The sequence below is a fragment of the Legionella genomosp. 1 genome, from assembly GCF_900640215.1.
In the GTDB taxonomy this organism is placed as follows: domain Bacteria; phylum Pseudomonadota; class Gammaproteobacteria; order Legionellales; family Legionellaceae; genus Legionella_C; species Legionella_C quinlivanii_A.
In genome coordinates, this window is record NZ_CAAAJH010000001.1 from 451,564 (window position 1) to 468,345 (window position 16,782).

The window sequence follows — 16,782 nt, forward strand, 5'->3', positions numbered from 1 at the left end:
AATAAATATTATGTGCTAAACGTTAAAAGAGGCGTCTAATGAGTGTAAATATGAAAGCGGAAGTGGTTGTTTTAGGCAGTGGACCTGGTGGTTACACGGCAGCGTTCAGAGTGGCGGATTTAGGTAAGAAAGTGATTCTGGTAGAGCGCTACAATAGCCTTGGAGGCGTTTGCTTAAACGTGGGTTGTATCCCTTCAAAAGCCCTGCTGCATATCGCCAAAGTGGTCGATGAAGCGCATGAAATGAATGATTTGGGAGTAAGTTTCAACCAGCCTTCCTTCGATAACACTAAACTGGTTGGCTGGAAAAATAAAGTGATCGGCAAGTTGACTGGCGGCTTGAAGATTTTAGCGAAACAGCGAAAGGTTGAGGTCGTAACCGGAGTAGGGCGTTTTTCAGGTACTCATCAGATTACAGTGGAGAATGAAGGACAAACTACCACGATTGATTTTGATAATGCGATTATTGCGGTGGGCAGTGAATCTGTTAAATTGCCGTTTATTCCTGAAGATCCAAGAATATTCAGCTCAACAGGCGCTTTGGAACTGGCAGATATCAAAGGCGATCTGCTCGTTCTTGGTGGTGGAATCATTGGGCTTGAAATGGCGACGGTGTATTCTGCCCTCGGGGTGAATGTGACAGTCGTGGAGTTCATGGATCAACTAATTCCGGGCGCGGACTCTGACTTGGTCAATGTTTTACAAAAACGAATGAGCAAGAAAGGCGTCAAATTCCTTCTTAAAACAAAAGTTACCGCAGTTGAGGCAAAAAAAGATGCCTTATATGTGTCTATGGAAGGTCAGCATACCACTGAACAACCCATGAAATTCGCTCAGGTTCTGGTTGCCGTGGGAAGAAAACCTAATGGCGGCGCGATTAATGCTGGAGCTGCTGGTATCAAAGTGGACGATAGAGGCTTTATTAAAGTTGATAACCAGATGCGTACCAATGTGCCGCATATTTATGCGATTGGCGACGTAGTAGGCCAGCCAATGCTTGCCCATAAAGCGATGCCCGAAGGAAGGGTAGCTGCTGAAGTAATTTCAGGTTTGAAACACTATTTTGACCCAAAATGTATTCCCAGCGTAGCCTACACTGATCCTGAGATTGCCTGGACTGGTTTAACTGAGAAAGAAGCTAAGGAAAAAGGCATTTCCTATGAAAAGGCTGTATTTCCCTGGATGGCAAGCGGTCGTGCTCTAAGTATGGGCCGTGAGGAAGGGATGACCAAATTACTGTTCTGTCCTGATAGCAAACGAATTCTCGGAGCTGGAATTGTCGGGATTAATGCAGGCGACTTGATTTCAGAAGCTTCATTGGCAATTGAAATGCAATGTGATGTGGAAGATATTGCTCTAACAATTCATCCGCATCCCACTTTATCTGAATCGGTTGCTTTGGCCTCTGAAATCTTCGAAGGGACAGTGACGGATTTATATATGCCAAAGAAGAAAACTGAGAAGTAAATGACTCCTGTCATTACCCGAAGGCGCATTGGCGCCAACTTGTGAAAAAATCTCCTCTCCCAAGTTGGGAGAGGGCTAGGATCACTGTCATTAAGTTAAGCTTAGTTGTATATAAACGGTCCTCCCCGCGAAGGCGGGGATCCATCTCTGAGCTAGCTATAATGCCAGTTGAGGAATGGATTCCCACCTTCGTGGGAATGACAAAATTCCCTCAACTCAATGGCAGTGAGGGCTAGGGTGAGGGTTGATTTTTGAACCCTTCTCCCTGACTCTCTCCCTTGAGGGGAGAGAGAACTTTCAGGCAAGCGGGAACGACACAGCTAAAGGATACCCGTGAAGTATTCAATACGGCCGATGAGGCTTGAAGATATTGATGATGTATATACCATTGAAACTCAGGGGCATAAAGCGCCCTGGAGCCGCGGTATTCTTGTAGATTGCATACTGGTTGGTTATGATTGCCGGGTCATAGAGTCTATTAAAGAAAACCAGCAACAGATTCTTGGTTATAGTATTTGCCGTCAGGCATTCAATGTCTGTCATATTTTAAATTTGTGTGTTGCTCCTTCGTATCAACAGCAAGGCGTCGGGCGTCAGCTTTTAACTCAGTTACTTGATTTACCAGTTAGTCCGCTTATCAATACCTATATTCTGGAAGTCAGACCCAGCAATGCGGGGGCTATTCAGCTTTATGAAAAAATGGGTTTTTTACGCGACGGAATCAAAGAACATTATTATGATGATCAGGCTGGAGTTGAAGACGCGTGGCTGTATAAGAAAGTCATCGTCTAGTTAGTTCGTGAACTTATCCAGCGCTTGGTTTCTTATATTCATCAAGGATCTCATTAAACATTTTGGTGCTGGCAGTTGTCGTTTGAAACCAGTGAGCGTTTCGATGAGTGCCAATTAATCGCCGCTTGTCCGTTAACCAGTCTTCAATATGATGGATCAGTTTTGGATAATCACAAGCATAGTCCTGTGTGGTTTCATTATAAAGCTGCTTGATAGCCTCAAATTTATCACAGGTAATTGGATTTTTATCTCCAATCTGAATCATTTCATCCAGACGACTATAGAGTCTCTTTGCAATAGCCAGAGTTTTGGGATGCATGTTGGTAAATGCATTTGGCGGAGGAGGCAGCAGAAAGAAATGATCGGTTTCAACAAGTCCTTCGTTTAATCTCATGGACAAAGGCAGTCTGCGAAAGAAAAGCCGTGAAACTCCTTTGCCAAGATCATCCAAAAGAGTAGCGCGACGGGTCATATCGACAGCGGTATGTCGGCAGGTATTTCGCTGGCTTATTTCACAGTAATCGGGTTTAAAGCCCTCCTCTGTATCCGCAGAGGTTAAGTCTCTCAGGAATCGGTGCTGAAAAATGATTTCATCCTCATTTTCCTCAACTGGCTGAAACGCTGATAAGTACCTGCTGGTTACTTTTCTCTTTACTTGTTCGGAAGAAAATGTAGCCATTTCTGCCATATGCCGTTTATAACTCTCGTAATCGATTTCAAACGCTTTATAGGTTACATCCTGCAGATAGGCGCCTGAAGTATTTAGCAGGATCGATTCATCATACATAACCCCCTCGGCTTGCCAAAAAGCCATTTCACAACGAGTAGCATTTTTCTTCTTGTATTTACCGAATCCAGCAAGGATCAACGGGATGTTGTTATGAATGACACCCAGACAACTAAAGGAGTGTGGATTGTCCTTCCTTTTACAGATAGCTACAAAAAATTTATCGTCAGGCTTAATCTTTAAGGAAAATTTACCATCAGAATCTGTAAATAAAGAGTGTTTCATGGAAAGTCCTGGTTTTTACACACATACTATAACTTAAACCTCTTAAGAAACCCTTAAGCGAGATAAAGTTTGTTAGCGCTTATGCCATCTGCTTTAAAAATTCCTGACAATGCAGCCGTTCATTTTCTCCTGCCAGATAAGTTTTGAGAGTCAGGATGGCATTTTCATACTCCTGCTGCGTTATACTTCCCCGAATTAACTCAAAGCGGAGATAGACACAATAGGTATTGAGAACGTCCGTTTCACAATAGTCACGAATACTTTTTAATTGACCTGCCTGATACTGATCCCAGACTTTTGAGCCGCTCATTCCCATTTTACCGGGAAAACCCAGCATATGGGCAATGTCATCTAATGGTGCAGAGGCGCGGCTCTGATAAGCTGCGAGCACGTCCATCAAATCAAGGTGGCGGTAATGAAAACGGTTAAGATAATTGTTCCAGCGAAAATTCTGCTGATTTTCTCCATACTCCCAATAGGTAGGGGCAGGAATTCCATGCAGCAAGGCGCGATAATGCAGAACCGGCAAATCAAAACCACAGCCGTTCCAGCTCACCAGAATAGGAGTATATTTGTCAATACCGGAAAAAAAACGGCTAATCAGTTCTTTTTCATCGGCCTGTTCATCGCCTAAAGACCATACTTTGACCTGATTGTTATTCTGAATCACCGCTGAGATAGCGACTACTCTTTGCAGATAATGAGGCAGGAAATCATTTCCGGTCTTGGCACGGCGCAAGGCAAACATCGCTTTGGCTGTTTCTTCATCGCTGAGATTGTCCAGATGAAATAGCTTTCTGCCAGAATGCACATCGGGAACCGTTTCAATATCAAAGACTAAAACACTCATAAACTACTTGATAAATAATAAATCTCAAATTCTAGCACAGTTATTGCTACCAGGATATTTGTTCCTGTTGTCAAAGGAAAAACTCGATGATATTGCGAGACAGTGGGATTTTTGTTACTAATACGCTCATTTATACCAACATGACGTGGTTTTTTAATATGAAACGCCTTTTATTGCTTGTCCCTTTCTTACTGCTCAGCGCCTGTGTCAGTACACCGCCACCGCGAGATGTTAATAATGTTTGCAGTATTTTCAAGCAATACCCTAAATGGTATCTGGATGCAAAAGATGCTGAGCGTCGCTGGCGGGTGCCTGTGGCTGTTCAAATGGCCATTATTCATCAGGAGTCCAAGTTTGATGCGAATGCAACGCCCAAGCGAACCAAATTGTTATGGATTATTCCCTGGAAGCGTCCTTCTTCTGCCTATGGCTATACTCAGGCTTTACGTGCTACATGGGCCCAGTATAAGAAATCAGATGGCGGGGTATGGGCGGCTCGTGATGATTTTACCGACGCAGTAGACTTCGTTGGCTGGTATGCTAACCAGGCTTATCGTCGTGCTGGAATTCAAAGAGATGACACCTATAATCTCTATCTGGCGTATCATGAGGGAATAGGAGGTTTTATGAGAAAAACCTATCTGCAAAAACCCTGGCTGATTGGCGTTGCCCGCAAGGTTAAAACCCGCGCAATGATCTATCAGGCTCAAATGGCGCGTTGCGGCCGTGGCTCCTCTTATTATAGCGGGTATAAATAAGCGTCTATTATTAAAGAATATGCACATGTTGAGATGTCGGATAACCGCGAACACAAGTCGCGGTACGTAGGCCAAGAGACACTGCTATTAAGTTAAGGAATTTGTCATTCCCGCGAAGGCGGGAATCCATTCCTCAGTTGGCATTATAGCGAGCTCAGAGATGGATCCCCGCCTTCGCGGAGATGACAGTTTAGTATACATTTGAGCTTAACTGGATCTAGAAAAAATGCCTGTTAGTGACATTTTCATTCAGGCAAGTTAAAATAATAAGGCCGTTTGACGGATATTGCCTTGAGTCGATAGCACAGTACTCTTCTTTAAAAGTTGAGGGCTGCTTTTCAAGTCTGGTCAAGCTTGAACTTTCCATGTAGGAGTCACGAATGCGTTTAATGTTATTAGGGGGGCCAGGTGCTGGCAAGGGTACTCAGGCAGTACGGCTAATTGAATATTTTGATATTCCGCAAATATCCACAGGCGACATGTTAAGAGCCTCTATTGCAGCCGGTACTGAATTGGGTCGAAGTGCCAAAGCGGTCATGGATGCAGGCAAACTGGTTTCTGATGACATCATTATTCGCCTGGTAAAAGAAAGGTTACAGCAGCCAGATTGTACAAATGGCTTTTTATTTGATGGATTCCCGCGAACTATTCCTCAGGCTGAAGCATTAAGAACTGCCCGTATACGTCTGGATCATGTGATTGAAATTGCAGTTCCCGATTCTGAAATTATCAGCAGACTTAGCGGGCGGCGCGTTCATCCAGGCTCAGGCCGTGTGTATCACATTCGATTTAATCCTCCCCAAGCTGAAGGCCGGGATGACCTGACTGGTGAAGCACTCATCCAGCGGGATGACGATAAAGAAGAAACGGTCAAAAGACGGCTTGAAATTTATCATCAGCAGACGGAGCCTTTGGTTCAATATTATCAGCAATGGGCGGATAGCGACAGTTCAGGTGCTCCGGCATTCCATAGAGTTTCTGGATTAGGAAGCGTTGATACCATTTTTTCCCGCATTCTGGAAGCCATCACGACTAAGGAAGAGTCATGCTCAAAAGCGTGAATGAAGATCAGCTGGATGTATTGATTAATCAGAAAGGATTGTTCCTGATTGATTTTTGGGCTCCCTGGTGTGCACCTTGCAAGCAATTTGGCAGGATTTATGAACAAGTAGCAGAGCAAAATCCAGATATCGATTTTGTAAAGATCAATATCGAAGAGCAGCCGCAAATCGCAGACGCATTTCAAATTCGCTCTATTCCCCATTTAATGATTATTAAAGAAGGTATCGCCATTTATTCAGAATCAGGTAGTATGCCCGAATCAACTCTTAAAGAATTACTGCAGCAGGCCCAAGATATCGATGTCAGCGAGATCCTCAATAAAATGAATCAAGATGAAGGCTAGAGATTAATAATAAGGTGTAACCTAATCATGATCGCAAGACGGTAAAATTCAACAGTATAGGAAGTTTTCAATGTCAACAACACAGACAGTAGTGCTTGAGATTCAAAACACTGATAAAAAAAGAAATGGCTTTTTTAAGCATCAAAATAAACTGCGTTCTGGTGCCCCTGCGCCAACTCCACCTGATGGGAGTAAAACAGTTTGTGATGATGATCAGGATGATTCCAATAAAAACTCTAGTAGTTGCTGTGTGATCAGCTAACTCTGAACGAAAATTAAATTAAAAACTGAATAATAATAACTATATGATTGTATTGACTATTAAAAGACTCACTAAATATTTGCTCCCAATGCTGCTGGCTGCTTGTACCCATCAGCAATCGAATACTCCGGATCACTATGTGATCAAAGGAAAAACCTATCAGGTGATGAAGTCAGCCAAGCATTACAAAGCGAAGGGAGTTGCTTCCTGGTATGGGGGACGCGGTCGGAATCAAAAAACATCTACCGGAGAGCGCTACAACATGTATGCAATGACAGCAGCTCATCCAACACTCCCATTTGCTACAAGAGTGCGTGTCAAAAATCTGAATAATGGCCGCTCAATTGTGGTTCGCATCAATGATCGAGGTCCTTTTTTATCAAACCGATTAATAGATTTATCCTTTGCTGCCGCTAAAAAACTCGGCATAAAAGGTATCGCCCCTGTTGAAATCGAGGTAGTTTGATTTTGCTAGGAAGTATATGCACCGTAAGTTTGCTGTGTAATCTCCTCTTTCCCAAGCTCCTCGCTTTCAGTATTAACAGGATAAGGCATGGGAATAAAAAAACGTGAGTTTTGAGCTCCCGCCGCTTTGTTATAATAATATCCTAACAAATCCAGCATGTGCTTATCCTGTTTACTGTAAGCAATATTGAAAGGGCTGCGGTTTAAAGAATCGACAGTAGTCAGCTGCATCAGGCTTTGTTCTAAAATAGCCTCAACAGCTTCATAGGCTGATTCATAAACAGCCCGGTGTATTGCAAAATAGTGATAATCTCCTATTGTGAATGGAGTATGGGCGGCTTCACTTTGCAACAGTTCGCTTATAACCGCTTTGCGCTGATTACAGCAGATAGCCCAGTGAAGAAGCGATTGAATAAATGCAGGCTCTCCCTGACTCGCCTGCTGTCGAAAAAATTTCATCCCTAAAGAGAAAATACAATCAATAACCTGCTGAGTATGCGTTTCGCGAATACAATTCAACAGGGAACGTCCTGAGCTTTCTGTATAGAACAATAGGGGCAGCAGGCCTTCGTACATTGAGCTAACAAGCATCTTTTCTTTTGCATAAATAAACATATCTATGACATTGTCAGGGAGATTTCGATATTCCTGCGCGGCAATAGCTGGAAATTGAGCAACAAATGATAGAGATTGATCAAAATCGGCTGCCTGGATCACTGAGGGTCGGAAATGCTGGTTTAATTTTAAACGCCAGAACTCATTGTTTCTAAGTACAGAATGATGTTCCGCATTTAAGGAAGTGCACTGATAACGCGCTCTTAACCCATACCTGTATACACGAAGGGCATCTTCAGGAGCAAACTGTATCTCCAAAGGATTGAACTTCTCAGTATTCACTACTTTTTCAACTACTGGTTCTCGTACCGGCTCTTGGACACTCTTCGGTGTTAGCTCTTGTTGCTCTGGCAAAGTCTCAGCAGATGCAGGTGCAGAGGATTCAGCTTCCGGTAATGTTGCCTTTTCTGGAATGGAAACAGGTTTCCGTAAGGCGTTATGATAATCGGCAGAGCTTGTTTTAAGCGCATTAATAATTTTTTTGGCTATGTTATTTATTTGCTCAAGCTTAACCACTTTGTTCCATGCAATTTTGCACATTAAGAATTGATCTACGACCTCGACTTCTTTGTTACCCAAAACTTTGCTTAAACTGCTCAGAAGCGCTGTGTCGAACCAGGTTTTTGTTGCATAAAAACGGCTGACTCGCTCATTCGCTTTGCTCGTTTTAACCTGCCAGTAACTATTAATTTCCGGGGGTCGAATCCTGAGTTTGAAATAATCAGTTTCCTGAAGCACCATGTCGATAATCAGGTTTTGTGCTTCTCCAAAAATAAGATCAATTGCTTTTTTCCAGGCTGTAATTTGCTGATCCTGCTTTGTAAGAGTCGCAGACTTGCCTTTTTCAACCTTAGGTGCTGTTGATTCAGTCAGTTTAGTCTCTGCCAGTTTCTTGATGATTGGTTCAACTTTATCAGGAACGGGCGCTTTGGCTGCCGGCTCATTTTCTGTAATAACTAAACTTTCTTTTGGAGCGGGGAGATTGTCTCTGGGCGTCGGGACTGGTGCTGGAACAGCTGTTTGTTCAATACTTACTCGCGGGCTAAGTTGCTGCTCCACTTTATCAGGAATAGACGCTTTGGCTGCCGGCTCAATTTCCGTAATAACTAAACTTTCTTTTGGAGAGAGGAGATTGTCTTTGGGCGTCGGAACTGATGCTGGAACAGCTGTTTTTTCAATAATTATTCGCGGGCTAAAATGCTGCTCGAATGTTTTCTTTAGCTGACTTGGCAGCCAGTCGATCAATTTAGGATTTAAAGTAAAAAAACTTCGCCTGTCAGGCCTGCTCATTAAATATTCAGCAGGTGATAAATTATCAAGCTTGGAAAACTTTTGCAAAAAAAGTCTTTGCGTAATTAAAGATACCAGTCGAGGTTGATTTTTGAAGTAATTGAAATGTTGTTCAAAAATAAGAAACAAAATAAACACCGGGAATTCGCCCCTAATGGTATTTTCCTTAATTAAATTGTTCATCGCCTTGGATGAAATAGCATTTGTAATTTCCGGTCTGATCTCAAATAGTAAAATAGCCAGAGGATTTTTTAAGAGACAAGTCAAAACACTGACATTTGTTTTTTTGCCTTCAGCGTATATATAGCTTTCCAGCAGGGTTTTCAGGGAAATTGTTGTATGGTGTTGGATGTAACCAATAAAACTGGTCAGATTGTCTATGTTTGACTGGCAAAGTTTAATGGTACTAGTCAGATAGCCGTATAAGGCGAAATCTATGGTAAGCTTCGAGCGCATGTATTCCAGTTGTGAAATTAATGAGGTAACAGAGTTAACCGCTTCACAACTGTTAAGACGTTCTAATGCGTCTTCGCGGCTTTTAACTGCCCGATTCGTTCTGGTTAGTTCAGGCATATAAAGAGCTGGATCGGCATTTAAAAGTTCCAAAAGTTCAGCATAAGAGGAAGTCGCCTTATCTATAGAGTTATCTATTTTTGGAGCTGAATTACTGGCACAATCGGCTGTGGGTTGTGGCTGTATAATTTCTTGTTTTCGTGTTCCTGATGCTTCCGCTAAAACTTTGTAGGCGGTCAGGAGTAAAATACACTGTAGAATCGCCTGAGCTTCCTGACTATCTGTTATTGAGTTTTTCAAAGCATACAGCGCTTCAATAATCTTAAGCAAAGCTTCATATTTGCGGTCAGGAGCCTGATGGACGATTTCAAATATTTTTGATGCAGTTTTAGCGCTTAAATTTTTACGCAGGCAACTATCCGATGCGATTTGACGATTGATGCTGAGTTGCCAGTTATGAAAGTGCATTTTAGCCAGCATTGTTAGTTTTTGCCGCTCAATTTGCTGGCTTAACTGCTCACATTCAGAAGTGTTGGTCAGGCGTTTAAAATCCGTATCAACGGAACTCAATTGCTCAGGTGCTGGTCTTTCATAGCGCGTAATTAATTGTTTTAATTCATCAAAAAGCATTATTAACTCGTTATTATGACTGCTGAAAATAATGGTAACCAGGTTTTACAAATTATTAGCAATCGAATAAAAATAAGGCAAAAAAAAGTGCAAAAAGCCAGTCATTATATTAATGAAATATTAACTAAACCTTAAGCTGTTTTCGTTTTGAAAAAGTATATCACAGTATTGATTTAAACGCGCTCTATATGTATCAAATCAGTTCATCTTGTGATAAGATTCGCTACTATGTCTGATATTGGATCGAAACCGGGTCTGACTTATAACGCTCGTGAAAACGCATTATTAAAGCCTGCCAGTAGTATAAAGTTAAAAGGTTAAGTATGAACTATTTTGATGAAATTTATAAACTTGCCATTGAAAACAAACCTGAAGATTTGAAAGCATTTCTTTTTAAACACAATATCAGTATTGATATTCGAAAAAAAATAGTTAATACAGAGGCCCCCCCCCTAAATCCTGAAGATCCTGAAAATCCTGTTTGGCCAGCAATTATTGTATCAGCGGCAGAGTTACTCACTTACGAAGGAAAAATAGACGCTGCCAATCTGCTTATGCATCTCGGAGCCAACCGTGATTCGATTGTACGGGGAGCAGCAAGAGCCAACAACACAAGGTTGGTAGAATGGATGCTTACTCATAGAAATGCCAACATTAATATGGCTGCTCAAGGATACGCACTGCGTGGTAATAGCTATGAAGCAAGAAAACTGATAGAAAAAGGTGCAAGGATTGATGCAGTTGCCATAAGTGCAATTCAAGGAAACGACTCTTATTTTGTAGATGAACTGTTTGCTATGCTGGCCGACATCAATGTGATGGCAGAAGCTGCCGCAACCTGTGGCGATTGGAAAACAGTAGAGCTCATGCGTTCATTCGGTGCAAATGAAGATTCTATTACACTGGGTATCGCCAGTGGCGGCTGGATTGATAAATTACCCTCAATTGATATAAACGCCAATATCAATCTGATTGCCAAAGGCGTGGCGCGAGCAGGGCTTATCGTTTTTGCTAGATCCTTGCTTAACCAAGGTGCAAGCCTCGAAGCAGTCGCAGAAGGCGCCAAACAGGGAGGCTATGGTTTCCTGGCAATGGAATGTCGAGCGCGTATTAATTACCATGAAATCATTTGCCGTCTTGCTGAAGAAGGAAAGGAGACTGCGTTAATAGATTTACTGAAAGACCCCTTGGTTAGCATAGACGTGCGTAAGCAGGGAACTGATTGGACACCTGCAGAAGTGTTGGCCTCTCAAAAAAAGGTAGATGCAGTCAAATTACTGGTCAAGCTAGGAGCGAATATTCATTTAGCAGGCAGAGGCGCTGCGCGCTCTGGCGATGTTGAAGCCACAGAAGTGCTCAGGCGCGAATCAAACACTTGTATTCATCAGATTGCCAGGGGCGCTGGCGAAAATGGTGATCCGATTTTTACCAATTGGTTATTAAATCAGGGAGCATGTACTTCAGCGATTGCTGAAGGCGCGGCTATAAAGGGAGATGGGGATAAAGTCTCAGAGATGCTATTGAAAAAGGCTAGTTTTAAAGCAGTTTTACGAGGGTATTTACAGGGAAAACATATAGAGCCGATACTAACTTACTATAATAACCCCCATAACTACGGCAATCGGACTTTTTTGGCTATCTATGCTGCTGCAAGTGGTTTACACGAATTAGCTTACGAGCAACAGCAAGCGGGAGTTGAGTTTAAGTATATTGCTATGGGACTGGCCAAAGGCGGATATATCAATGAACTCTTGCCATTGATAGACCAGATAAGTGACATCAGTGAGGTTGCTGCAGCAGCCGCTCTTAGCGGTCATTTGTATTTAGCAGAGATCTTGCGAAGAAAAGGTGCGGACATAACTACGCTTGCGGTTGGCGCTATAAAAGGCGGACACGTTAAATACGCTGAATATCTGCGTTTATCGGGAGCTGATATCCACCGGATTGCAGCAGGGGCTGCTGAGGTAGGAAACATTGCTTATGCTGAATCCCTGCGTCTGCTGGGGGCGGATATAGATCACATAGCTCATGGGGCTGCCAGAGGACGCCAGCGTGCTTATGCAGGAGCATTGCGCGAGCTCGGTGCTGACAAGCTTACAATTGCCTCGGGCGCTATACTGGGCGAGGACTGGGAATATGCAGAATATCTAGGGACCCTTGGTGTTGAGTTGAGTCATTTAGCTCGTATGGCTGCTTATTATGATTACCAGGAATATGCCGAATTCCTAAGAGCAAAAGCAAAAGAGATGGGTCTGGATCTGACTGATCAAATGGCTGAATCTGCAGCCCAGGGTGGAAATATGTACTATACGTTGTTTTTAAAGAACAATGGTGCCAATTGGGCTGCAATTCTCAGGGGGGCTGAAAAAGCGGGTATCGATTTTCTTAACTATATCACCCCATTCCTTAATCACTCTGAGACAGAGACCAGTCAGGGATCACTGTTTCCTGCTGTGGATGTAAATCCTGTATCAGATATTTTGTCCGCTGATTTTGCAAGTATTCATACAGACTTAGAGCCAATGACGCTGGAAATTTTTGATGTTGACACCCTTCAATTTAATGAGGGTAGCTTATCCAGTCCAATTATTATTACAGATGACTCTGAAGGATTGAGCGAATCATCATCCGCGACTGCAGTCATCAATATTTCAGATGATATCGAGCAGGAACTTCCCGAATCCAGGGAGCAGAGTCCCATTCCTTTCTCACAGGAGCCTCAGGAAAATCGATCCAGGCTGCAAAAGAATAAGCGACTGAGCGACTCTTCTTCTGAAGAAGAGCTACAATCAAAAAAACGAAGTAAGAAAACTAAAGATCCATCGCGTATAAAAAAAGCTAATGAAAAAAATGCTCTGTTTAGTGCGAAATATTCACAGACATTTGAACGCATACCGGAAATCCCTTTTTTATTAAAGAAATCCAGCCGCAATATTACCTATTCCGGGGCATTCCAGTTTAAATCCCTTGATTCCTTCAAACAGACAATGGAAGAGCCTGAATTTACTCATGAAATCAGCAGTGGTGACTCAAGATTTCGCCTTGTTAGCCGCAGAAATGATTTGCCGTCATCCGATGAGACAGTGACCTTCGTGTTTGCAGGACGTAAGCACGATGCGATGATCCCTGACCCCAGTCTACTGGGGGATAAGCAGCGTTTGTTAGTGGTGGTCAGCGCTTATGAATATGAGAATTTGAGCGATCGAAATAAGCCTGAAAATGTCGAGTTTTTAATTACAGACGCTCTAAGTTATAAAACACACGGCAATTACCATCCCGAAGATATTCAAACGCGCCGGTTGACGGCATTTATGCTCTCGTATTTATGGAAACTCAAGCATTGTGTTTACCTTGATGACAATCTTAGTCAGATACAAGCCACAGAGGAGTTTTGCGATGTGTCGACATGGGCTGGAATAACGAAATCGCTTGCCGCTGCACGAGAAAAAGATAAGGCGATTATCTGCGGCATGCAAACTTTATCGTTTAAGCGGTTTTACTTTTTAGAACCAGACTATGGGTATAAGCTGTTCGATTTTGATTTTGAGCAGGCAGCCAGGGTTTTGAAATTACAAACTGCTGAGGATGTGTCTATTCTGGCATACCCTGGAGTGCATTCTCGCTTGTGTATGCAAGACTTTTATTTTCAAATGATTATTGATCATGCGCTGGAAGAAGCAAGAAAGGAGAATGGTGATCAAGATAATGAATTAGCCAGAAACCTTCTGCATTTACCTGGGCTGAAGTCAATAAGTTTAACGCGTTCAAAAAAAGTTAAAAACCAGGCAAAAGCAAATGCAGGTGGATATATTGAGCAAATCCTGGCTATTCAGACTGAAGAATTTCCTCCTCAGGGATTAAGCCCATTTTATACTCGACTGATGACAAATAGTCTTTCGCATATGAAAAGTGAAATTGAAAGAAGTTTTAAATCGGTGGAGAAACAAAAACGTCAAGTTGAAACTCGCGATTTTCGCTCAATAGTGGAAGCGAATAATCAACCTAAATCTGACTCTAATCCTAATCTTAATCTTAGAGAGTCCTTTGATGGTGGAGAACCGGAAGAATATGAGAAGCCGAATCTTCTGGCCAAACAAAAAAGATATGCGAAATCAGCTGCTCCATGTAATAACACATTTCTCCAGAAACAATGGACTGGCTCTAAGCTTAATTCACTGTTTGACCCCCAAAAACTGGAAGAGTTCTTACAGAAAGAAGAAGTTTATCTTTATCCTTACCAGGCTGATGCGTTAAGAGCTGTCAGTCAATGCGACTCATCAAACGGAGTGGTCCAAATCACAACCGGCGGCGGGAAGACTCTGACTGCTATTCTGATGCTCATCTACCTCTTTAAAAATAACCCTGATGCTGTGTTTCATATTGTGGTGCCCACACTTCAACTGGTAGATCAATATCATGAAGAGTTTATGGCAGTTCTTGAAAGGCTAGGGAAGTTTGCAGAAATTAAGCCAAAGAATGTGATTCCAGTCGATAGCAAGGAAAATGCAGTAACGATCAACTTGCTTCACAAGAATAAACCCATGAGGGAAAAGGCAAGCGTTCTGATATTCTGTAAAGCCAGCTATGCAAAATTTGTCAGTGCAAAAGATGATATCCTGAAAAAGCACCGTAAACCTTTGCTGACTGTCCTGGATGAGCATCATCTGTATCAGAAAGATGCTCAACGAGTAATGGAAAGCGGGATGACCTCGCTGGGCTTTTCAGCAACGCCGGGGAATTCTGTTAAACCACTATACGTATTTACGCGAACGGATTCTCGTAAAGCGGGTAAAACTGCCCCGCTGATAGTGGGTCGTTTGCCTTATTCACTGGCAATTGATTCTGCTGAAAAATGTCAAAAAATTGCGACTTTAATCAAAGAGCATCGTCATCCGATGGGTGAGACACTCGCTTCCTACAAAGGCATCATTTATACCTCGAGTATTCAAGAGGCGAAATTATTAACAACTGCAATTAATGAAGGAGCTGGAACTAAACTCGCCAAGTCGATTCACTCAAATATCAAAAAGTATAAGGGATGGATTGAGCGTTTCAATAAGCGGCCAATGGACCAGCCAGGGATTCTGGTCGTCGTTAACATGCTAGGTACAGGCTACAATGACAAGAATGTGGCCTGGGGCCTGTATGCGAAAGAAAAAAGTCCTGAAGAAAGCCAATATCAAAATAACTCGGTTGATATTCGTACAAAGATTGATAAACGCTCACAGGAGGTGGGTCGTAGTTTACGAATTCCCCCGGAATTCCCGGATAAAATTGCCTATTATCTCACTGGATTAGGAGTGCCGCTAAATGACGATGAAGTGTTTAATGATGAAGATGCTTTAAGGAATGCACATCCTGATTACTATAAATATAATTGGCAAGTGATTTATCTTGAACTTTTGAATGCAATTGAAACTCAACGCCCCTTTAAGCATTATGCGCCTATGTTTCAATATGATAAGTTGAGCTCGATTTGCAGTTTATCCAAAAATCTGATGCTGTTATTAAAAGCACTGGTCAGCGAAAATGAAGAATGGAGCAGAGGTCTGCTGAAATTAAATCAGGGGCTAAGAAGAAACTGGAAAGACCAATGGGGTAAAGAATTCAATCTTTTGGAGATATTCATTAATGAGGTCATTGGAGCATCCCTGCGCCTTCGAAATGGCTCGAAAAAAGATCCTTTAAAAGATATTTTGTTTAATACGGATTCCTTTGATAAGTTATTGAACTTTCTGAGCAGAGAAACTCCGGAGTTTTTAACGCTATTGACGGCAAGAACCAGTCTGAAGGAGCTATTAAGAAGGGTGGATCTTCAGTATGCTCTTCTCCTGCAAAAATATAGCAGCCTGAATGTTGGATCGTCTGCTGACATGACTTTATCCTGGCCAGATAACATACGAGTAAGGCCCACTACGGCATCCTTGTCATCGAATCGCTACAGTTTTGCGAATTCGCAGGCGACTGCAAGATCAGGAGAGGGGTTGAGCAGGAGAGATGAGAAAAGGGAAGATTCTGAGCTAGCCTCATTTTACCAGTGAAGGGTAGTCGATAGAAACTGTGTCATACCATGTCATCTCGAACGCAGTGAGAGAATCTCCCAAATCTTGGTTTGTGCCAGCATTCGGAGATCTCTCACTGCGTTCGAGATGACGGCGTGCCTGTGAGTAATGACACAGTTTAATGAACACTTTCCGGTATTCAGTTCTACACGCTCTGATACTATGCTAAAATTTCAATTTGTATAACTAATCTCAACTATCAATTATCAATGCAAATATGGATCGATGGTGATGCCTGTCCAAAACCGATTAAGGAAATCGTATTTCGGGCAGCAATCAGAACTCAGCGCTTACTCATGATTGTCTCAAATCATAATCTGACTATTCCTGCCTCCCCCTTTATCAGGAAACATCAGGTGGGGGCGGGATTTGATATGGCCGATAAATACATTGCAGAAAATATAGAGCCTGGTGATTTAGTGATTACCGCTGATATCCCACTGGCGGATATAATAATCACTAACGGGGGTTTTGCTTTAAATCCGAGAGGAGAGATGTATACCGCAAACAATGTAAAAAGCCATTTGTCAATGCGTAACTTTAATGAAGTCTTGCGCGGCGCGCAAATGCTTTCTGGCGGCCCGCCTAAAATAAGCGCCAGAGAAATCCAGAGTTTTGCCAATGGTCTGGATCGATTTTTAGCGGGTATTGTGAAATAAACT

Annotated in this window: 12 protein-coding genes; 9 read left to right on the plus strand and 3 right to left on the minus strand. The window is 42.5% G+C overall.

What is annotated here, in order from left to right; genetic code table 11:
- Positions 1–38 precede the first annotated feature (38 nt).
- On the plus strand, positions 39–1,466 hold the full coding sequence (gene lpdA, locus E1O89_RS01895) for a dihydrolipoyl dehydrogenase (RefSeq protein WP_133138672.1): 1,428 nt from the start codon (positions 39–41) through the stop codon (positions 1,464–1,466).
- A 333-nt stretch (positions 1,467–1,799) separates the two neighbouring features.
- Complete coding sequence (gene rimI, locus E1O89_RS01900) at positions 1,800–2,258, plus strand: ribosomal protein S18-alanine N-acetyltransferase (protein WP_133138673.1); 459 nt, start codon at positions 1,800–1,802, stop codon at positions 2,256–2,258.
- 13 nt (positions 2,259–2,271) lie between these two features.
- Here rimI and E1O89_RS01905 read toward each other — a convergent pair whose 3' ends face one another.
- Together E1O89_RS01905 and E1O89_RS01910 are read right to left on the minus strand one after the other, a co-directional pair.
- The gene (locus E1O89_RS01905) at positions 2,272–3,270 is read right to left on the minus strand and encodes a hypothetical protein (RefSeq protein WP_133138674.1); all 999 of its coding nucleotides are present in this window, start codon (positions 3,268–3,270) and stop codon (positions 2,272–2,274) included.
- Positions 3,271–3,349: 79 nt separating this feature from the next.
- Positions 3,350–4,120, minus strand: coding sequence for a 3'-5' exonuclease (locus E1O89_RS01910; protein WP_133138675.1), 771 nt, complete (start codon positions 4,118–4,120; stop codon positions 3,350–3,352).
- Positions 4,121–4,278: 158 nt separating this feature from the next.
- On the opposite strand from E1O89_RS01910, the gene E1O89_RS01915 reads away from it, so the two are divergent.
- The 5 genes from E1O89_RS01915 to E1O89_RS01935 all read left to right on the plus strand — a co-directional run bounded on the left by E1O89_RS01915 (position 4,279) and on the right by E1O89_RS01935 (position 7,011).
- Positions 4,279–4,878: a transglycosylase SLT domain-containing protein gene (locus tag E1O89_RS01915; protein WP_187347022.1), complete on the plus strand. Its 600-nt coding sequence runs from the start codon at positions 4,279–4,281 to the stop codon at positions 4,876–4,878.
- Positions 4,879–5,258: 380 nt separating this feature from the next.
- The gene (gene adk / locus E1O89_RS01920; protein WP_133138676.1) at positions 5,259–5,939 is read left to right on the plus strand and encodes an adenylate kinase; all 681 of its coding nucleotides are present in this window, start codon (positions 5,259–5,261) and stop codon (positions 5,937–5,939) included.
- Positions 5,924–6,283 carry a thioredoxin family protein gene (locus E1O89_RS01925; RefSeq protein ID WP_133138677.1) on the plus strand — a complete coding sequence of 120 codons (360 nt, stop codon included), beginning with the start codon at positions 5,924–5,926 and terminating at the stop codon, positions 6,281–6,283. Before adk ends, E1O89_RS01925 begins: the two co-directional genes overlap by 16 nt.
- A gap of 70 nt (positions 6,284–6,353) precedes the next feature.
- Positions 6,354–6,545: a hypothetical protein gene (locus E1O89_RS01930; RefSeq protein WP_133138678.1), complete on the plus strand. Its 192-nt coding sequence runs from the start codon at positions 6,354–6,356 to the stop codon at positions 6,543–6,545.
- A gap of 43 nt (positions 6,546–6,588) precedes the next feature.
- The gene (locus E1O89_RS01935; protein WP_112218588.1) at positions 6,589–7,011 is read left to right on the plus strand and encodes a septal ring lytic transglycosylase RlpA family protein; all 423 of its coding nucleotides are present in this window, start codon (positions 6,589–6,591) and stop codon (positions 7,009–7,011) included.
- 5 nt (positions 7,012–7,016) lie between these two features.
- Here the strand turns inward: E1O89_RS01935 and E1O89_RS01940 are convergent, their stop codons facing one another.
- Positions 7,017–10,058 (minus strand): ankyrin repeat domain-containing protein, encoded by a 3,042-nt coding sequence (locus E1O89_RS01940; RefSeq protein ID WP_133138679.1) that lies wholly within the window; start codon positions 10,056–10,058, stop codon positions 7,017–7,019.
- 323 nt (positions 10,059–10,381) lie between these two features.
- Here E1O89_RS01940 and E1O89_RS01945 point away from each other — a divergent pair, with 323 nt between their 5' ends.
- Together E1O89_RS01945 and E1O89_RS01950 are read left to right on the plus strand one after the other, a co-directional pair.
- Complete coding sequence (locus E1O89_RS01945) at positions 10,382–16,099, plus strand: DEAD/DEAH box helicase family protein (RefSeq protein WP_133138680.1); 5,718 nt, start codon at positions 10,382–10,384, stop codon at positions 16,097–16,099.
- Between the two features lie 230 nt (positions 16,100–16,329).
- A complete protein-coding gene (locus E1O89_RS01950; RefSeq protein WP_133138681.1) occupies positions 16,330–16,779 on the plus strand; it encodes a YaiI/YqxD family protein in 450 nt (149 codons plus the stop codon).
- Positions 16,780–16,782 lie beyond the last annotated feature (3 nt).

Coding starts and splice junctions, on each gene's coding strand:
- lpdA (WP_133138672.1), top strand. CDS start 39: ATGAGTGTAAATATGAAAGCGGAAGTGGTTGTTTTAGGCAGTGGACCT.
- E1O89_RS01905 (WP_133138674.1), bottom strand. CDS start 3,270: ATGAAACACTCTTTATTTACAGATTCTGATGGTAAATTTTCCTTAAAG.
- E1O89_RS01910 (WP_133138675.1), bottom strand. CDS start 4,120: ATGAGTGTTTTAGTCTTTGATATTGAAACGGTTCCCGATGTGCATTCT.
- E1O89_RS01915 (WP_187347022.1), top strand. CDS start 4,279: ATGAAACGCCTTTTATTGCTTGTCCCTTTCTTACTGCTCAGCGCCTGT.
- adk (WP_133138676.1), top strand. CDS start 5,259: ATGCGTTTAATGTTATTAGGGGGGCCAGGTGCTGGCAAGGGTACTCAG.
- E1O89_RS01925 (WP_133138677.1), top strand. CDS start 5,924: ATGCTCAAAAGCGTGAATGAAGATCAGCTGGATGTATTGATTAATCAG.
- E1O89_RS01930 (WP_133138678.1), top strand. CDS start 6,354: ATGTCAACAACACAGACAGTAGTGCTTGAGATTCAAAACACTGATAAA.
- E1O89_RS01935 (WP_112218588.1), top strand. CDS start 6,589: ATGATTGTATTGACTATTAAAAGACTCACTAAATATTTGCTCCCAATG.
- E1O89_RS01940 (WP_133138679.1), bottom strand. CDS start 10,058: ATGCTTTTTGATGAATTAAAACAATTAATTACGCGCTATGAAAGACCA.
- E1O89_RS01945 (WP_133138680.1), top strand. CDS start 10,382: ATGAACTATTTTGATGAAATTTATAAACTTGCCATTGAAAACAAACCT.
- E1O89_RS01950 (WP_133138681.1), top strand. CDS start 16,330: ATGCAAATATGGATCGATGGTGATGCCTGTCCAAAACCGATTAAGGAA.